Here is a 14,254-nt window from a genome sequence, read left to right as displayed (position 1 = left end):
CGCCATGATCATCTTCATCCAGTTCACCGTCGGCCTCGTCTTCGGCCTCGGGCTGCTGCTCTCGGGCATGTCCAATCCGGAGAAGGTGCTCGACTTCCTCGATTTCGCCGCGATCCGCTCCGGCGGCTGGGATCCGAGCCTGATCCTGGTGATGGCTGGAGCAGTGGGCGTCGCCTTCATCGGCTTCCGATTGGTTTTCCGGCGCCGGCGTCCCGTCCTCGGTGACCAATTTCACCTGCCATCCTCGCAAGTGCTGGATTGGCGGATCGCAACCGGCCCTGCGATCTTCGGCATCGGCTGGGGCCTCGCCGGCATCTGCCCGGGCCCGGCCTTCGTGGCGCTCGGCTACGGCTCGCCTGCCGTCGTCCTGTTCGTCACGGCCATGATGATCGGAATGGCCGCAGCCCGCATGCTCTCGCGCCGCCGGCCCTCGCTCGCCGCGGTCACTTCAGAATGAGGAAGGATTGAATGCCCGGCATGCCACATCCGGTCGACCTGTCGGTGAAACCCGAGGTCACACCGTTCTTCGACCCCGCCACCAACACCGTCAGCTACGTGGTCAAGGACCCAGGCTCGCGGGCCTGCGCCGTGATCGATTCAGTCATGGACATCGACTATGCCTCGGGGCGCATCGCGCCGCATTCGGCCGACGGAATCATCCGCCTGATCGAGGATCGCGGCTGGCAACTGGACTGGCTGATCGAGACCCATGTCCATGCCGACCATCTGTCGGCTGCGCCCTACATCCAGTCCCGGCTGGGCGGCAGGATCGGCATCGGCGCCAACATCAGGATGGTGCAGGAGACCTTCGGCAAGATCTTCAACGAAGGCACCGAGTTTCAGCGCGACGGCAGCCAGTTCGACCGCCTGTTCCATGATGGAGACAGCTACCGGATCGGCGCAATGACCGCCTTCGCCATGCATACGCCGGGTCACACGCCGGCCTGCATGACCCATGTGATCGGAGACGCCGCCTTCGTCGGCGACACGCTGTTCATGCCGGATGGCGGCTCGGCACGGGCCGACTTTCCTGGCGGCGATGCGCGCACGCTGTATCGCTCGATCCGCCGCGTGCTGGACCTGCCTGACGCGACGCGGCTGTTCATGTGCCACGACTACGGTCCAAACGGCCGCGACATCCGCTGGGAAACGACGGTGGCCGAGCAGCGCGCGAACAACATCCACGTCCGCGACGGCATCACCGAGGATCAGTTCGTTGCCGCCCGCGAGGCGCGCGACCGCACCTTGGACATGCCCAGACTGATCATCCCCTCCCTGCAGGTGAACATGAAGGCGGGACGGCTGCCGACGCCCGATCAGGACGGCCGGCGCTTCCTGAAAGTGCCGCTCAACGCACTCTAAGACACCCCTCGCCCCACCGAGCACGCGGCAGACGTCGCGGCTCGGCTTTCCCATTTGGCAGCGGCCGGGCACCGGCGCGGCACGCCACTCTGGAGCATCGCAGGATGATCTTGTCCGCTGCCGAGCTTGCGCTCGGCTCGCTGTCCGGCTCTTTCGTCGGATTCACGCTCGGCCTGATCGGCGGGGGCGGATCGGTGCTGGCCGTGCCGCTCATGGTGTATCTGGTAGGCGTCGGCAATCCCCACGTCGCGATCGGCACGAGCGCGGTCGCCGTGGCGATCAACGCGGCGGCCAATCTCGCCAATCATGCCCGCTCCGGCAACGTCAAATGGCCTTGTGCGCTGGTGTTTGCTGCAACGGGCGTGGTCGGCGCCTTCGCTGGCTCGACGCTCGGCAAGATGGTCGACGGTCAGAAGCTGCTGCTGCTGTTCGCCCTGGTCATGATCGTGATCGGACTCTTGATGCTGCGCAAGCGCGGCACGAACAGCCAGCTGGACGTCAAGCTTTCGCGCGACAATCTTTTGCCGCTAGTGGCATTCGGCTTCGGCACGGGAACGCTGTCCGGCTTCTTCGGCATCGGCGGCGGCTTCCTGATCGTTCCGGCTCTGATGTTTGCGACAGGCATGCCGATCCTCTACGCGATCGGCTCCTCGCTCGTGTCCGTCACGGCGTTCGGACTGACGACCGCGGCGAACTACGCGCTGTCGGGGCTGGTCGACTGGGCACTGGCGGCGACCTTTCTCGTCGCCGGCATCGCCGGTGGCCTGGTCGGTGCCAAGCTGGCCGCTCGCCTGTCCGGCACGCGCGGCACCCTGAACAAGGTGTTTGCCAGTGTGGTGTTCGTGGTGGCGGCTTACATGATCTACCGGAGCTGGTCGGCACTCGGCCACTCCACATAGCGCGGCATCGAGACTGGACGGGCGCACCACGTGCTCGCAGCGCGCCCGGACCTCAACTCGACGCGGGCCCGCTTATGCCGCGTTGCTGCCTTCCTGGCGGCTGGCTTCGAACAAGAACCAGGTGCGGCGCTCTGTCTCGTCGATGAAGGTCTCCAGCAATCCCGCGGTGGCCGGATCGTCATTGTCGTCGCACAGCTCGTGCGCCTTGCGCATCGCGGCCGCCATGTGCTTGTTGTCCTCCATCAACTCCCGCAACATCTCGCGCGGCGGCACATACTCCTCGTTGTTGTCCTTGATGGTCTGCAGCTTGCTGATCTGGCCGATCGACTTGACCGTGGTACCGCCGAGCTTGCGAACTCGCTCGGCGAGCTGGTCCGTTGTGGCGAAGATCGCGTCCGACTGCTCGTCGAGCATCAGGTGATAGTCATGGAAGTGTCGGCCGCTGACGTGCCAGTGGAAATTCTTGGTCTTAAGGTAAAGCGCGAACGCATCGGCAAGCAGCGTGTTCAACGCCGTCGAAATCTTGTTCACGGCGTCCGGCGACAGATCGGTCGGGGTATCGAGCTCGGGGGCGGTCTTGTCGGTCTTTGCTTTACTCACGGGTCAGCCTTCCTGTTAGAAGCAGCGATGGACACGGGTGATCGGACCCGTTAACGCTCGCTGACCCCCCAAGTTCCCATCAAGGAACTGTGTTTGCCGGAACCCGCCATGGACGACTGGATCGACTATTACGATTCCACGCACACGATCTATGCGAGCAAGCTGCATCGCGACCTGCACTTCCAGGCGATTGCGCGCGACATCGTCGGCTATATCCCCTCGCCCGACGCGGTCGTTCTCGACTATTCCTGCGGAGAAGCCTTATCGGCCGCCAAGGTCGCCGACGCCTGCATGACGCTGATCCTGGCCGAGCCGGCGCCGGGCGTGCGCGGCCGGCTGATCGCGCGTTTCGCCCCCAACACCAAGATCCGCGTGCGCTCGCTGGACGAACTGCGCAACATGCAGGAGGGCTCGATCGACCTCGTCGTCATGAACTCCGTGGCACAGTACATGAGCGAGGCGGAATTCGACGCAGCCCTGGCCGTGATCAGGCGGCTGCTGAAGCCGTCCGGAAAGTTCGTCCTCGGCGACGTCCTGCGCCCGGACGTTGGCATGGGCCGCGACGTGCTCGCGCTGCTGATGTTCGCCGCACGGGACGGCTTCCTCAAGGATGCCATGGTCGGGCTGGTCGCCACTGCCCTGTCCGATTACCGGCAGCTGCGGACGAAGGTCGGCCTGCAGCGCTACAGCGAGGCCGAGATCCTGGCTCGGCTGAAGAAGGCCGGCCTCAGCGCTGTCCGAGCGCCGAAGAATATCGGCCACAATCCCTGGCGCATGACCTTCGTGGCGCAGCCGGTGACGGGAACCGCGTGACCGGCCGAGCCGACCAGCCCGCGCGCTGGCCCAACATCGAGCAACCGGATTAGGGTTAACTGAAACACGGGCTGGCTCACGCGGCCGTGAGAGGTAAGATCATTCCCGGCCCGGTGGCGGAAGCTACGACGCGAAGAGCGGTGCAACGCTCTTGAACCTGGTTCAAGTCCAGGCCGGGCCTCCAGCCTTCGCCGCTGCGCGGCTTCGGCTCTGCGAGCCATCCGCCGCCCTTCCGCCAGCTCCGGCCAATTTGACCGTTGATTTCGGGCCAAAACCCTTTTCGCTCAGAGGAAACTGGTCTAAAGACCGCTCGCGCGCGAGCACTGGTCGCGCCTTGGCCCTTGGCCTTCGGGGACGCGCAGCACGCGCGCCCTTTTTTTGTGCCCAATTCTCTGCCGTTTCTTGCCCGTGAGCTTGAATGCCGAAACGAACCGACATCTCGACCATCCTGATCATTGGCGCCGGTCCGATCGTGATCGGCCAGGCCTGCGAATTCGACTATTCCGGTACGCAGGCGGTGAAGGCGCTGAAGGAGGAGGGCTATCGCGTCGTCCTCGTCAATTCCAATCCGGCCACGATCATGACCGATCCGGAATTGGCCGATGCGACCTATATCGAGCCGATCACGCCGGAGATCGTCGCCAAGATCATCGAGAAGGAACGCCACATCATCCCCGGCGGTTTCGCGCTGCTGCCGACCATGGGCGGGCAGACCGCGCTGAACTGCGCGCTGTCGCTGCGCCGGCAGGGGACGCTGGAGAAGTTCGACGTCGAGATGATCGGCGCCACGGCTGACGCGATCGACAAGGCCGAGGACCGCCAGCTCTTCCGCAACGCGATGGAGAAGATCGGGCTGCAGACGCCGAAGTCGCGGCTCGCCAATGCGTCGGCGCTGAAGAAACAATATCGCGACAAATATCTGGCCGAGCGCGAGACGCTGTCGGGCGCCGCGCGCGACGAACTCGACCGGCAATGGACGCTCGGCGAGAACGAGCGCCGCAAGCGCTATCAGGAGCATGCGCTGGGACAGGCGCTGATGGCGCTGTCCGAGATCGGCCTGCCCGCGATCATCCGTCCGTCCTTCACCATGGGCGGCACCGGTGGCGGCATCGCCTACAACAAGGAAGAGTATCTCGACATCATCGAGCGTGGTCTCGATGCCTCCCCCACCAACGAAGTGCTGATCGAGGAATCGGTGCTCGGGTGGAAGGAGTACGAGATGGAGGTCGTCCGCGACAAGAAGGACAACTGCATCATCGTCTGCTCGATCGAGAATCTCGATCCGATGGGCGTGCACACCGGCGACTCCATCACGGTCGCGCCGGCGCTGACCTTGACCGACAAGGAATATCAGATCATGCGCGACGCCTCGCTGGCGGTGCTGCGCGAGATCGGCGTCGAGACCGGCGGCTCCAATGTGCAGTTCGGCGTCAACCCGGCCGACGGCCGCATGGTCGTGATCGAGATGAACCCGCGCGTGTCGCGCTCCTCGGCCTTGGCCTCGAAGGCCACCGGCTTCCCGATCGCCAAGGTCGCGGCCAAGCTCGCGGTCGGCTACACGCTGGACGAGATCGCCAACGACATCACCGGCGGCGCGACCCCGGCGTCGTTCGAGCCGACCATCGACTACGTCGTCACCAAGATTCCGCGGTTCGCCTTCGAGAAATTCCCGGGCGCGTCGACCACGCTGACCACCTCGATGAAGTCGGTCGGCGAAGTCATGGCGATCGGCCGCACCTTCCAGGAGAGCCTGCAGAAGGCGCTGCGCGGTCTCGAGACCGGTCTCACCGGCCTCGACGAGATCGACATCGAGGGGCTCGGCCGCGGCGACGACAAGAATGCGATCCGCGCCGCCCTGGGCACGCCGACCCCGAACCGCCTGCTCCAGGTCGCCCAGGCGATGCGCCTCGGCTGGTCGGACGAGGACATCTTCAACTCCTGCAAGATCGATCCATGGTTCCTGGCGCAGATGCGTGGAATCGTCGAGATGGAGGACAAGGTCCGCCGCCACGGCCTGCCGCCGAACGCGAGCGGCATGCGCACGCTGAAGGCGATGGGCTTCTCCGACGCGCGGCTCGCGGTGCTCGCCAACACCACCGAAGCCGAGGTCGCCGCCAAGCGGCAGGCGCTCGGCGTCCGTCCAGCGTTCAAGCGAATCGACACTTGCGCGGCGGAGTTCGCTTCGCCGACCGCCTACATGTATTCGAGCTATGAGACGCCGTTTGCAGGCCGACTCGGCGACGAGAGCGCGCCGTCGGACAAGAAGAAGGTCATCATTCTCGGCGGCGGCCCGAACCGGATCGGCCAGGGCATCGAGTTCGACTATTGCTGCTGCCATGCCTGTTTCGCGCTGGCCGATGCCGGCTACGAGACCATCATGGTCAACTGCAATCCGGAGACGGTCTCGACCGACTACGACACCGCCGACCGGCTGTATTTCGAGCCGCTGACGGCCGAGGACGTGCTCGAGATCATCGCCACCGAGCGCAAGAACGGCACCGTGCATGGCGTCATCGTGCAGTTCGGCGGCCAGACGCCGCTGAAGCTCGCGCGCGCGCTCGAAGCCGCCGAGGTACCGATCCTCGGCACCTCGCCTGAGGCCATCGACCTGGCCGAGGACCGCGACCGCTTCAAGCGCATCCTCGACAAGCTGCATCTGAAGCAGCCGAAGAACGGCATCGCCTACTCGGTCGAGCAGGCGCGCCTGGTGGCGGCCGATCTCGGCCTGCCGCTGGTGGTGCGTCCGTCCTATGTGCTCGGCGGCCGCGCGATGCAGATCATCCGCGAGGACAACCAGCTCAGCGACTACCTGCTCGGCACCCTGCCGGAGCTGGTGCCTGCCGACGTCAAGGCGCGCTATCCCAACGACAAGACCGGCCAGATCAACACGGTGCTGGGCAAGAACCCGCTGCTGTTCGACCGCTACCTGTCCGACGCCACCGAGATCGATGTGGACTGCCTGTCCGACGGCAAGGACACCTTCATCGTCGGCATCATGGAGCACATCGAGGAGGCCGGTATCCATTCCGGCGACTCCGCCTGCTCGCTGCCGCCGCATTCGCTCGACGAGGCGACCATCGCCGAGCTGGAGCGGCAGACCCGCGAGCTGGCGCTCGGGCTCGACGTCGTCGGCCTGATGAACGTGCAATATGCGATCAAGGACGGCACGATCTACGTGCTCGAGGTCAACCCGCGCGCCTCGCGCACGGTGCCCTTCGTCGCCAAGGTGGTTGGCACGCCGGTCGCCAAGATCGCGGCCCGGATCATGGCGGGCGAGAAGCTCGCCGATTTCGGGCTGACAAAGCGCGCGCTCAAGCATGTCGGGGTCAAGGAATCGGTCTTCCCGTTCGCCCGCTTCCCCGGCGTCGACACCGTGCTCGGCCCGGAGATGCGCTCCACCGGCGAGGTGATGGGCATCGACCGCTCGTTCGCCGTGGCGTTCGCCAAGAGCCAGCTTGGGGGCGGCACACGCGTGCCGCGCAAAGGCACGGTGTTCGTGTCGGTGCGTGAAAGCGACAAGGCGCGCATCACGGAGGTGGTGCGGATGCTCCACGAACTCGGCTTCAAGGTGGTGGCGACGTCCGGCACCCAGCGTTTCCTGACCGACCAGGGCGTGCCGACCGAGAAGATCAACAAGGTGCTGGAGGGACGGCCGCACATCGTGGACGCCATCACCAATGGCGACATCCAGCTGGTCTTCAACACCACCGAAGGCCCGCAAGCGCTGGCTGACAGCCGCTCGCTGCGGCGCGCTGCCCTCTTGCATAAAGTGCCGTATTACACCACTCTTTCGGGTGCCGTGGCGGCCGCGCAAGGCATCCGTGCCTATCTCGGGGGAGACCTTGAGGTCCGCACCCTGCAGAGTTACTTTTCCGAAAACTAATCGCAGCGCGCGGGCGAACGCCCGCTAAGCGGTTGGCAACAATCGGCAATAGAAGCTTTCAGGAACTCGCCGCCCCGTTCGATGTTGTACCGGCCTTTGACGGGACGGTCTTGCCGGGCCTTCAGGCTTTGCTTTGAGCCGCAAAGGCCTATTCTGAAGATGCTGATCGTGCGCGCCCCCGCCCGCACGACTGAAGGACGAGAAGAGATGGTGGAAAAGGTTCCCATGACTTCGATGGGCTACGCCGCGTTGGAGAACGAGCTCAAGCAGCGCCAATCGGTGGACCGTCCGCGCATCATCGAACATATCGCGGAAGCGCGTTCGCATGGCGACCTGTCCGAGAACGCGGAATATCACGCCGCAAAGGAAGAGCAGTCTCACAACGAGGGCCGCATCGCCGAGCTCGAGGACAAGCTCGCGCGCGCCGACATCATCGATGTGACCAAGCTCTCCGGCGACACGATCAAGTTCGGCGCGACGGTGACCCTGATCGACGAGGACACCGAGAAGAAGACGGTCTGGCAGATCGTCGGCGAGGTCGAGGCGGACGCCAAGAAGGGCAAGATCTCGATCACCTCGCCGCTGGCGCGCGCACTGATCGGCAAGAAGATGGGCACCACCGTCGAGGTCATGGCGCCCGGCGGCGCCAAGTCCTACGAGATCGCCAAGGTCGAGTGGCGCTGAGACAGGGCAACGTCCCGCCGGAGCGAATCGAAGGGCTGCGCCAAGGCGCGGCCCTTCGTCGTTTCCGGTGGTTGCAGGGCAGCGGAAGGCCGCCACTTCGGCAGTACACGCCCAATTCATCGCCTGTCACGACGCATGCCGGTGACGCAGTTGCGGTAATCAGCTAAATCTGCGGCCGACGAGCCGGGGCGGCAACGACCGAACCGGCCATCGTCGCATCATGGTTTTCTGTTGGGGGACGATCACACATGGAGCAGATGCTCTCGAAATGGCAACCGGCTGCACTCAGCCTGTTTCGCTTCATCACCGGCCTGCTGTTGTTTCAATACGGCGTGGCCAAGATCTTCAAGTTTCCTGTCATCCCGTACTTCGCCAACATTCCGCCGCTGATCTACACGGCCGGCATGATCGAGCTGGTGCTCGGCGCGTTGCTGATGGTCGGTCTGCTCACGCGGCCCGTCGCATTCATCCTGGCTGGCGAGATGGCCTTCGCCTACTTCATGGGCCACATGTTCAAGACAGGTGAGCCGGTATGGCTGCCGCTCCTGAACAACGGCACCGCGGCGATCGCGTTCTGCTTCTCCTGCCTGTATCTGGCGACGGCCGGCGGCGGCCCGATCAGCCTGGACGCGCTGCTGCGGAAGAAGAGCTGATCACTCGCTCCACTGTCATTCCGGGGCGATGCGACAGCATCGAACCCGAAATCCAGAGCTTATCGACGCCATTTCGAGATTCCGGGTTCAGCCCCTGCGGGGCTGCCCCGGAATGACCCTCGAGGCCTAGCTCCGTCCCTTGACCTCGAGCGGCACGGCCGCCTCGTATTTGGAGTTATGCAGCACCAGCGAGGTCCTGACGTTGCGCACATGGGGCGCCGCCGTCAGATGCGTCACGAACTCCTGGAACGTCGCCATGTCCGGTGCCACGCATTTCAGGATGAAGTCCACCTCACCGGACAGCATCCAGCATTCCCGCACCAGCGGCTCGGACCGCACGAACTCTTCGAACGCCTTCAGGTCGGCGTCCGCCTGGCTGGATAGGTGGACCGAGGCGAACACGGTCACATCGAAGCCGAGCTTGCGCGGGTCGAGCAGGCCCCGGTAGCCGGTGATGTAGCCTTCCTCCTCCAGGGTCCTGACCCGGCGCAGGCAAGGCGGCGGCGAGATGCCGACCCGCTTGGCGAGCTCGACATTGGTGATCCTGCCATCGGCCTGGATTTCGCTCAGGATTTTGAGATCGATCTCATCAAGATTCTTGGACACGGGGATTGTGGGCTCTGGCGGGATAGGAGGAGGCGCAGGGGCGCCGGGGGACAATGGGCAACTCTCTTAGCGCAGGCTGGTCAATTTGCGCAATTTTATTACTTTAGATTTCCCCCGTTGACCGGGTCGTGAAGGGAAAATTCGCCGAGATGCGTTGCAATTCTTGCATAGCTTGCCAGATGGCTTAGACTTGGATTTGACATTTTCGATGGGGCTTCGGGGCGTTTCTTTTGCGCATTCCGCTCGCTGCGTCGTCAATTCTCCCTCTTCCAGCGAGTCTTCGGTCACATGCAAGCTCCGATCCATGCCAAAGTCGTCATCATCGGTTCCGGCCCTGCCGGCTATACGGCGGCGATCTACGCGGCACGAGCTATGCTGGAGCCGGTGCTGATCCAGGGCATCCAGCCCGGCGGGCAGCTCACCATCACCACCGACGTGGAGAACTATCCGGGCTTTGCCGACGTCATCCAGGGTCCCTGGCTGATGGAGCAGATGGAGAAGCAGGCGACGCATGTCGGCGCCCAGATCAAGACCGACCTCGTGACCAAGCTCGAGCTGGGTCAGCGTCCGTTCCGCCTGACCTGCGACTCCGGTGACGTCTACCTCGCCGAGACCGTCATTCTGGCGACCGGCGCCCAGGCGCGCTGGCTCGGGCTGCCGTCGGAGGAGACGTTCAAGGGCTTCGGCGTCTCGGCCTGCGCGACCTGCGACGGCTTCTTCTATCGCGGCAAGGAGGTCATCGTCGTCGGCGGCGGCAACACCGCGGTCGAGGAAGCGCTGTTCCTGACCAATTTCGCGTCGGCCGTCACCGTCGTGCACCGGCGCGACCATTTCCGCGCCGAGCGCATCCTGCAGGAGCGGCTGTTCAAGCATCCCAAGATCAAGGTCGTCTGGGACAGCGCCCTGGATGAGATCTGCGGCGCGAGCTCGCCATCCAAGGTCACGCATGTCAGGCTGAAGAACGTCAAGACCGGCGCGCTCACCGAGCTGCCCGCCGACGGCGTGTTCGTCGCGATCGGCCATGCGCCGGCCACGGAGCTGGTCGCCGGTCAGCTCAAATTGAAACCGTCCGGTTACGTCGAGGTGGTGCCGGGCTCGACCGCGACCTCCGTTCCCGGCGTGTTTGCCGCCGGCGACGTCGCCGATGAAACCTATCGGCAGGCGATCACCGCCGCCGGCATGGGCTGCATGGCTGCCCTCGAAGCCGAACGCTTCCTCGCCCACGCCGCGAGCGAACGCGCCGCGGCGGAATGAACTGACGATGCCACGATCACGGGATGGATTTACGGATATGGATTGGGACAAGCTGAAGGTGTTTCACGCAGCGGCAGAAGCAGGCAGCTTCACGCATGCCGGGGAGCAGCTCGGGCTGTCGCAATCGGCGGTGTCGCGCCAAGTCAGTGCGCTCGAGCAGGAGCTCGCAGTCTCGCTGTTCCACCGTCACGCCCGCGGGCTGATCCTTACCGAGCAGGGCGACCTGCTGTTCCGGACCGCGCATGACGTCTTCATGCAATTGCAGGCGGCGCGCGCCAAGCTGACCGACAGCCGCGAGCGGCCGAGCGGCGATCTGAAGATCACGACAACCCCGGGCGTCGGCATCAACTGGCTGATCCCGCGGCTCGGGGAATTCACCGCGCTCTATCCGGAGATCCGGATCTCGCTGATCGTCACCGACGAGGAGCTCGATCTGTCGATGCGCGAGGCCGACGTGGCGATCCGTACCCGCAAGCCGACCCAGCCCGATCTGATCCAGCGCAAGCTGTTCGCGATCAGCTTCCACGCCTATTGCTCGCCGGAATACGTCAAGCGCTTCGGTACGCCGCGCACCCTCGACGAGCTCGATGATCATCGCATTATCATGCTGGCCGACGGCCAGGTCGCCCCGCATCTGCAGAACCGCAGCTGGCTGGTCGATGCCGGCCGCAACGGATCCGGTCCGCGCGAGGCCTATTTCAGGGTCAACAACATTCTCGGCCTGGTCCGCGCCTGCCAGCAAGGGCTCGGCATCGCCGCGCTGCCGGACTACCTCGTCGAGGAAAACAGCCGTCTCGTGCAATTGTTCGGAGAGTCGGATTCGATCCAGCTCGACACCTACTTCGTCTATCCCGAGGAATTGAAGACGGTCGCACGCGTTCAAGTGTTCCGTGACTTCGTCGTGAGCAAAGCGCAGCGCTGGCCGGCGTGACATTGTGCATGTCTGACATGCGGCTTGCATGGTTGCTGCGACGCCATGTGAGAGCCCATAGTGAGCATGTGCTGAGCGTTGGCGTTGCGCATTGTCCCCCTCCTCCAGTGGCGCGAGCGCTCAGAAATCCCTCTTGGAAGGTGATTGTGTCGGCCTCTTTGGCCAATACCTCCGGCCGGGCTCATTTGGGCCCGGCTATTTTTTTGCCGAATGTTTCCGTGTCGTGCCCGATGCGGCGTTGACAGCATCGCCTGCACCGCGCATCTAGATCGCATGTCCACGTCTTCGCACGCCAAGTTGTTGTCGAAAAAAGCTCCCCTCCCGGGGACATGTGGACGCGCGCGCTAGAATCTCTCGAATTCACCGCCGCATCACCAGCCCCGCCGCGAGGACGGGGCTTTTTTGCGTGTCCCGTCGCCGGCTCCTGCCACCCAAGGAGATGGACCATGACCAACGTTACGACCCGACTGCAGGGCCTCTGGCTGCCCCTGATCACGCCGTTCCGCGATGGCGCGCTCGACGAACCATCCTTACGCAATCTGGTTCGGCACTACGCCGCCAAGCCGATCGATGGACTGGTGCTCGGTGCCACGTCAGGCGAAGGACTGGCGCTGTCATGGGACGAGCGCGCCCGTCTGATCAGCGTGGTCCGGGACGAGCTCGACACCATCGGCCGGCCGCTGCCGATCTGTCTCGGTGTCGGCGGCGTGGCGACGGCCGAGGTGATCGAAGCGCTCGACCGAACCGCGTCATGGCCGATCGACTTCTATCTGATCTCGAGTCCGCCTTACGTGCGTCCGTCGCAGCGCGGCCTGCTGGCGCATTTCACCGCGTTGGCCGACCGCACCGCCCATCCGATCGTGCTCTACAACATTCCCTATCGCTCGGCGGTTGGCCTCGACAACGAGACATTGCTGCAGCTCGCCGAGCATCCCGCTATCGCTGGCCTCAAGGATTGCTGCGCCAACCGCACGCAGACGCGCGACCTGATCACGCGTCGGCGCGCAGGGTTTCATATCCTGACGGGCGAAGACGCCCAGAGCTTCGATGCGCTGCAGGCCGGTGCCGACGGCGCCATCCTGCTCTCGGCACATCTGGAGACCGAGACGTTTGCCGCAATCCTGCAGCACGTGAAGGCCGGCCGTCACGACGCGGCAGCAGCGTGCTGGGCGCTGGTCGAGCATCTCACGCGACTGCTGTTCACCGAGCCGAGCCCCGCACCGGCCAAGTACTGGCTGGCGCGCACCGGCGTCATTGCGAGCCCCGAAGTACGGCTGCCAATGGTGGAGGTTGGCGCTGAGCTGGCCGCACGGCTGGATCAGCAGATCGAGCGGCGCCAGCCGACGACCACGCAGAACCGCGTTGCCTGAGCACGCCCCGACCTATTCGCCGGCTCTGCCTGGCCTTCCCGATCGGAAAGGCCAGGCAGAGCCGCGCCACCGCTGCGGAGCCGGAGCAGAATCTCCGTGGTTAATCCGAGCTAACAAACGCGATCAAAAGCGGCGCAGTCCGCAACCTCGTGTTTAAAGATGTTCCGCTATGGATGTTGAAAACGTCAAAGAGCGCGAGGACGTCGTGGCTTTGCAGGATCATCCATACCCTGAGCATCAGGGTTTCAGCGTCGAAGACATTCTCTGGGCGGTCGGGATCTGGTCCGTGATCCTGACCCTGACGCCGGCAATCGCCTTCTATTTCCTGATGGTTGCCTGACCTCGCCGCGCCCTCTCGCGCGGCGCGAATTCGGCACTCACGCGAGAGCTTGTGACCCGACGCAAAAAACGCGCGGAGGACCGCGCGTCGATGCCCCATCTGATGCCGCGATCAGGCCGCCTGCTTGTGCATGGCGCCGTTGGCCGACACAGTACCGCGAATAGCCCGCACCGAACGCTCGATCGCAGCCCAGAGGCGTGCGATCTCGGCCGCAGCACGGCCCTCCGCATAATATTCGCGCACGCCTTCACCCTGGCCCAGCGCCATCAGCAGATCGGCGCGGTTGGTGATCTGGCCGCCCCACACCGGGGCCTTGAACTTCGCCAGCGCCTCGCGGGCGATGGTGACGATCGGACTTTCGGCATCGTCGCGGCGCGCTGGCGCGCCATTGAGAACGACCGCGTAGGGCTTGCGCGCGGCGCGGCAGGTCTGGATCGTCTCCTGCACCGCGTTGACGTCGAACACGCCGGGGCGGGCCGGGATGATCACCATGGTCGCATTCTTGATCGCATCCTCGACGACGGCCGAGATGGTCGGCGGCGTATCGATCAGCACCCACTCGACGCCGTCGCGGCGGGCGGCGGACACGATCGCGCTCACCGAGTTCACGGCCGTCTTGATCGGCGGCTCGTTGGTGCCGCGCAGCTTGTGCCAAAGCGTGAGCGACCCCTGAGGGTCGGCATCGATGAGCAGACAAGACTTGCTCGACTTGATCTGCGCAGCGAGATGGGCGGCCAGGGTGCTCTTGCCTGAACCGCCCTTACGCGATGCGAAAACAATAACGTTCATACCTTGGCCTCCAGATTGACCCCGGCAGCGAAAATGAATCAGCGGACTGATTCGCGGAAGATAAATTTAG

The 14,254-nt window shown here is 64.5% G+C and carries 14 protein-coding genes and 1 tRNA gene; 12 read left to right on the top strand and 3 right to left on the bottom strand.

The window, feature by feature from the left end:
- The first annotated feature begins 4 nt into the window (after positions 1–4).
- The 3 genes from QW845_RS16665 to QW845_RS16655 all read left to right on the top strand — a co-directional run bounded on the left by QW845_RS16665 (position 5) and on the right by QW845_RS16655 (position 2,261).
- On the top strand, positions 5–457 hold the full coding sequence (locus QW845_RS16665) for a DUF6691 family protein (RefSeq protein WP_315802643.1): 453 nt from the start codon (positions 5–7) through the stop codon (positions 455–457).
- Between the two features lie 11 nt (positions 458–468).
- Complete coding sequence (locus tag QW845_RS16660; protein ID WP_315802642.1) at positions 469–1,362, top strand: MBL fold metallo-hydrolase; 894 nt, start codon at positions 469–471, stop codon at positions 1,360–1,362.
- A 107-nt stretch (positions 1,363–1,469) separates the two neighbouring features.
- Positions 1,470–2,261, top strand: a complete 792-nt coding sequence (locus tag QW845_RS16655; protein WP_315802864.1) for a sulfite exporter TauE/SafE family protein — start codon at positions 1,470–1,472, stop codon at positions 2,259–2,261.
- A 72-nt stretch (positions 2,262–2,333) separates the two neighbouring features.
- On the opposite strand, the gene QW845_RS16650 is transcribed toward QW845_RS16655, so the two are convergent.
- Positions 2,334–2,861 (bottom strand): DNA starvation/stationary phase protection protein, encoded by a 528-nt coding sequence (locus tag QW845_RS16650; protein WP_315802641.1) that lies wholly within the window; start codon positions 2,859–2,861, stop codon positions 2,334–2,336.
- 108 nt (positions 2,862–2,969) lie between these two features.
- Between QW845_RS16650 and QW845_RS16645 the strand changes: the two genes are divergently transcribed.
- The 5 genes from QW845_RS16645 to QW845_RS16625 all read left to right on the top strand — a co-directional run bounded on the left by QW845_RS16645 (position 2,970) and on the right by QW845_RS16625 (position 8,894).
- Positions 2,970–3,674 (top strand): class I SAM-dependent methyltransferase, encoded by a 705-nt coding sequence (locus QW845_RS16645; protein ID WP_315802640.1) that lies wholly within the window; start codon positions 2,970–2,972, stop codon positions 3,672–3,674.
- A gap of 107 nt (positions 3,675–3,781) precedes the next feature.
- Positions 3,782–3,858, top strand: a tRNA-OTHER gene (locus QW845_RS16640).
- Between the two features lie 234 nt (positions 3,859–4,092).
- A complete protein-coding gene (carB, locus tag QW845_RS16635; RefSeq protein WP_315802639.1) occupies positions 4,093–7,557 on the top strand; it encodes a carbamoyl-phosphate synthase large subunit in 3,465 nt (1,154 codons plus the stop codon).
- A 207-nt stretch (positions 7,558–7,764) separates the two neighbouring features.
- Positions 7,765–8,241, top strand: a complete 477-nt coding sequence (gene greA, locus QW845_RS16630; RefSeq protein ID WP_315717519.1) for a transcription elongation factor GreA — start codon at positions 7,765–7,767, stop codon at positions 8,239–8,241.
- Between the two features lie 248 nt (positions 8,242–8,489).
- On the top strand, positions 8,490–8,894 hold the full coding sequence (locus QW845_RS16625; protein ID WP_315802638.1) for a DoxX family protein: 405 nt from the start codon (positions 8,490–8,492) through the stop codon (positions 8,892–8,894).
- 126 nt (positions 8,895–9,020) lie between these two features.
- Here the strand turns inward: QW845_RS16625 and QW845_RS16620 are convergent, their stop codons facing one another.
- A complete protein-coding gene (locus tag QW845_RS16620; protein ID WP_015664493.1) occupies positions 9,021–9,500 on the bottom strand; it encodes an Lrp/AsnC family transcriptional regulator in 480 nt (159 codons plus the stop codon).
- Between the two features lie 288 nt (positions 9,501–9,788).
- Here QW845_RS16620 and trxB point away from each other — a divergent pair, with 288 nt between their 5' ends.
- The 4 genes from trxB to QW845_RS16600 all read left to right on the top strand — a co-directional run bounded on the left by trxB (position 9,789) and on the right by QW845_RS16600 (position 13,395).
- Positions 9,789–10,754 carry a thioredoxin-disulfide reductase gene (trxB, locus tag QW845_RS16615; protein ID WP_315802637.1) on the top strand — a complete coding sequence of 322 codons (966 nt, stop codon included), beginning with the start codon at positions 9,789–9,791 and terminating at the stop codon, positions 10,752–10,754.
- A 7-nt stretch (positions 10,755–10,761) separates the two neighbouring features.
- Complete coding sequence (locus QW845_RS16610) at positions 10,762–11,685, top strand: LysR family transcriptional regulator (RefSeq protein ID WP_315717522.1); 924 nt, start codon at positions 10,762–10,764, stop codon at positions 11,683–11,685.
- A gap of 446 nt (positions 11,686–12,131) precedes the next feature.
- The gene (gene dapA, locus QW845_RS16605; RefSeq protein ID WP_315802636.1) at positions 12,132–13,055 is read left to right on the top strand and encodes a 4-hydroxy-tetrahydrodipicolinate synthase; all 924 of its coding nucleotides are present in this window, start codon (positions 12,132–12,134) and stop codon (positions 13,053–13,055) included.
- Positions 13,056–13,224: 169 nt separating this feature from the next.
- The gene (locus QW845_RS16600; protein WP_315802635.1) at positions 13,225–13,395 is read left to right on the top strand and encodes a hypothetical protein; all 171 of its coding nucleotides are present in this window, start codon (positions 13,225–13,227) and stop codon (positions 13,393–13,395) included.
- Positions 13,396–13,506: 111 nt separating this feature from the next.
- On the opposite strand, the gene QW845_RS16595 is transcribed toward QW845_RS16600, so the two are convergent.
- Complete coding sequence (locus tag QW845_RS16595; RefSeq protein WP_231327589.1) at positions 13,507–14,184, bottom strand: ParA family protein; 678 nt, start codon at positions 14,182–14,184, stop codon at positions 13,507–13,509.
- Positions 14,185–14,254: the final 70 nt, after the last annotated feature.

It is taken from the genome of Bradyrhizobium sp. SZCCHNS3002 (genome assembly GCF_032377435.1).
Taxonomy (GTDB): Bacteria; Pseudomonadota; Alphaproteobacteria; order Rhizobiales; family Xanthobacteraceae; genus Bradyrhizobium.
This window is presented reverse-complemented; position numbering and strand designations above follow the sequence as displayed.

Bases quoted from the DNA above. Each gene is read 5' to 3' on its own strand.
- QW845_RS16665 (WP_315802643.1), top strand. From the start codon at position 5: ATGATCATCTTCATCCAGTTCACCGTCGGCCTCGTCTTCGGCCTCGGG.
- dapA (WP_315802636.1), top strand. From the start codon at position 12,132: ATGACCAACGTTACGACCCGACTGCAGGGCCTCTGGCTGCCCCTGATC.
- trxB (WP_315802637.1), top strand. From the start codon at position 9,789: ATGCAAGCTCCGATCCATGCCAAAGTCGTCATCATCGGTTCCGGCCCT.
- carB (WP_315802639.1), top strand. From the start codon at position 4,093: ATGCCGAAACGAACCGACATCTCGACCATCCTGATCATTGGCGCCGGT.
- QW845_RS16610 (WP_315717522.1), top strand. From the start codon at position 10,762: ATGCCACGATCACGGGATGGATTTACGGATATGGATTGGGACAAGCTG.
- QW845_RS16600 (WP_315802635.1), top strand. From the start codon at position 13,225: ATGGATGTTGAAAACGTCAAAGAGCGCGAGGACGTCGTGGCTTTGCAG.
- greA (WP_315717519.1), top strand. From the start codon at position 7,765: ATGGTGGAAAAGGTTCCCATGACTTCGATGGGCTACGCCGCGTTGGAG.
- QW845_RS16625 (WP_315802638.1), top strand. From the start codon at position 8,490: ATGGAGCAGATGCTCTCGAAATGGCAACCGGCTGCACTCAGCCTGTTT.
- QW845_RS16660 (WP_315802642.1), top strand. From the start codon at position 469: ATGCCCGGCATGCCACATCCGGTCGACCTGTCGGTGAAACCCGAGGTC.
- QW845_RS16595 (WP_231327589.1), bottom strand. From the start codon at position 14,184: ATGAACGTTATTGTTTTCGCATCGCGTAAGGGCGGTTCAGGCAAGAGC.
- QW845_RS16645 (WP_315802640.1), top strand. From the start codon at position 2,970: ATGGACGACTGGATCGACTATTACGATTCCACGCACACGATCTATGCG.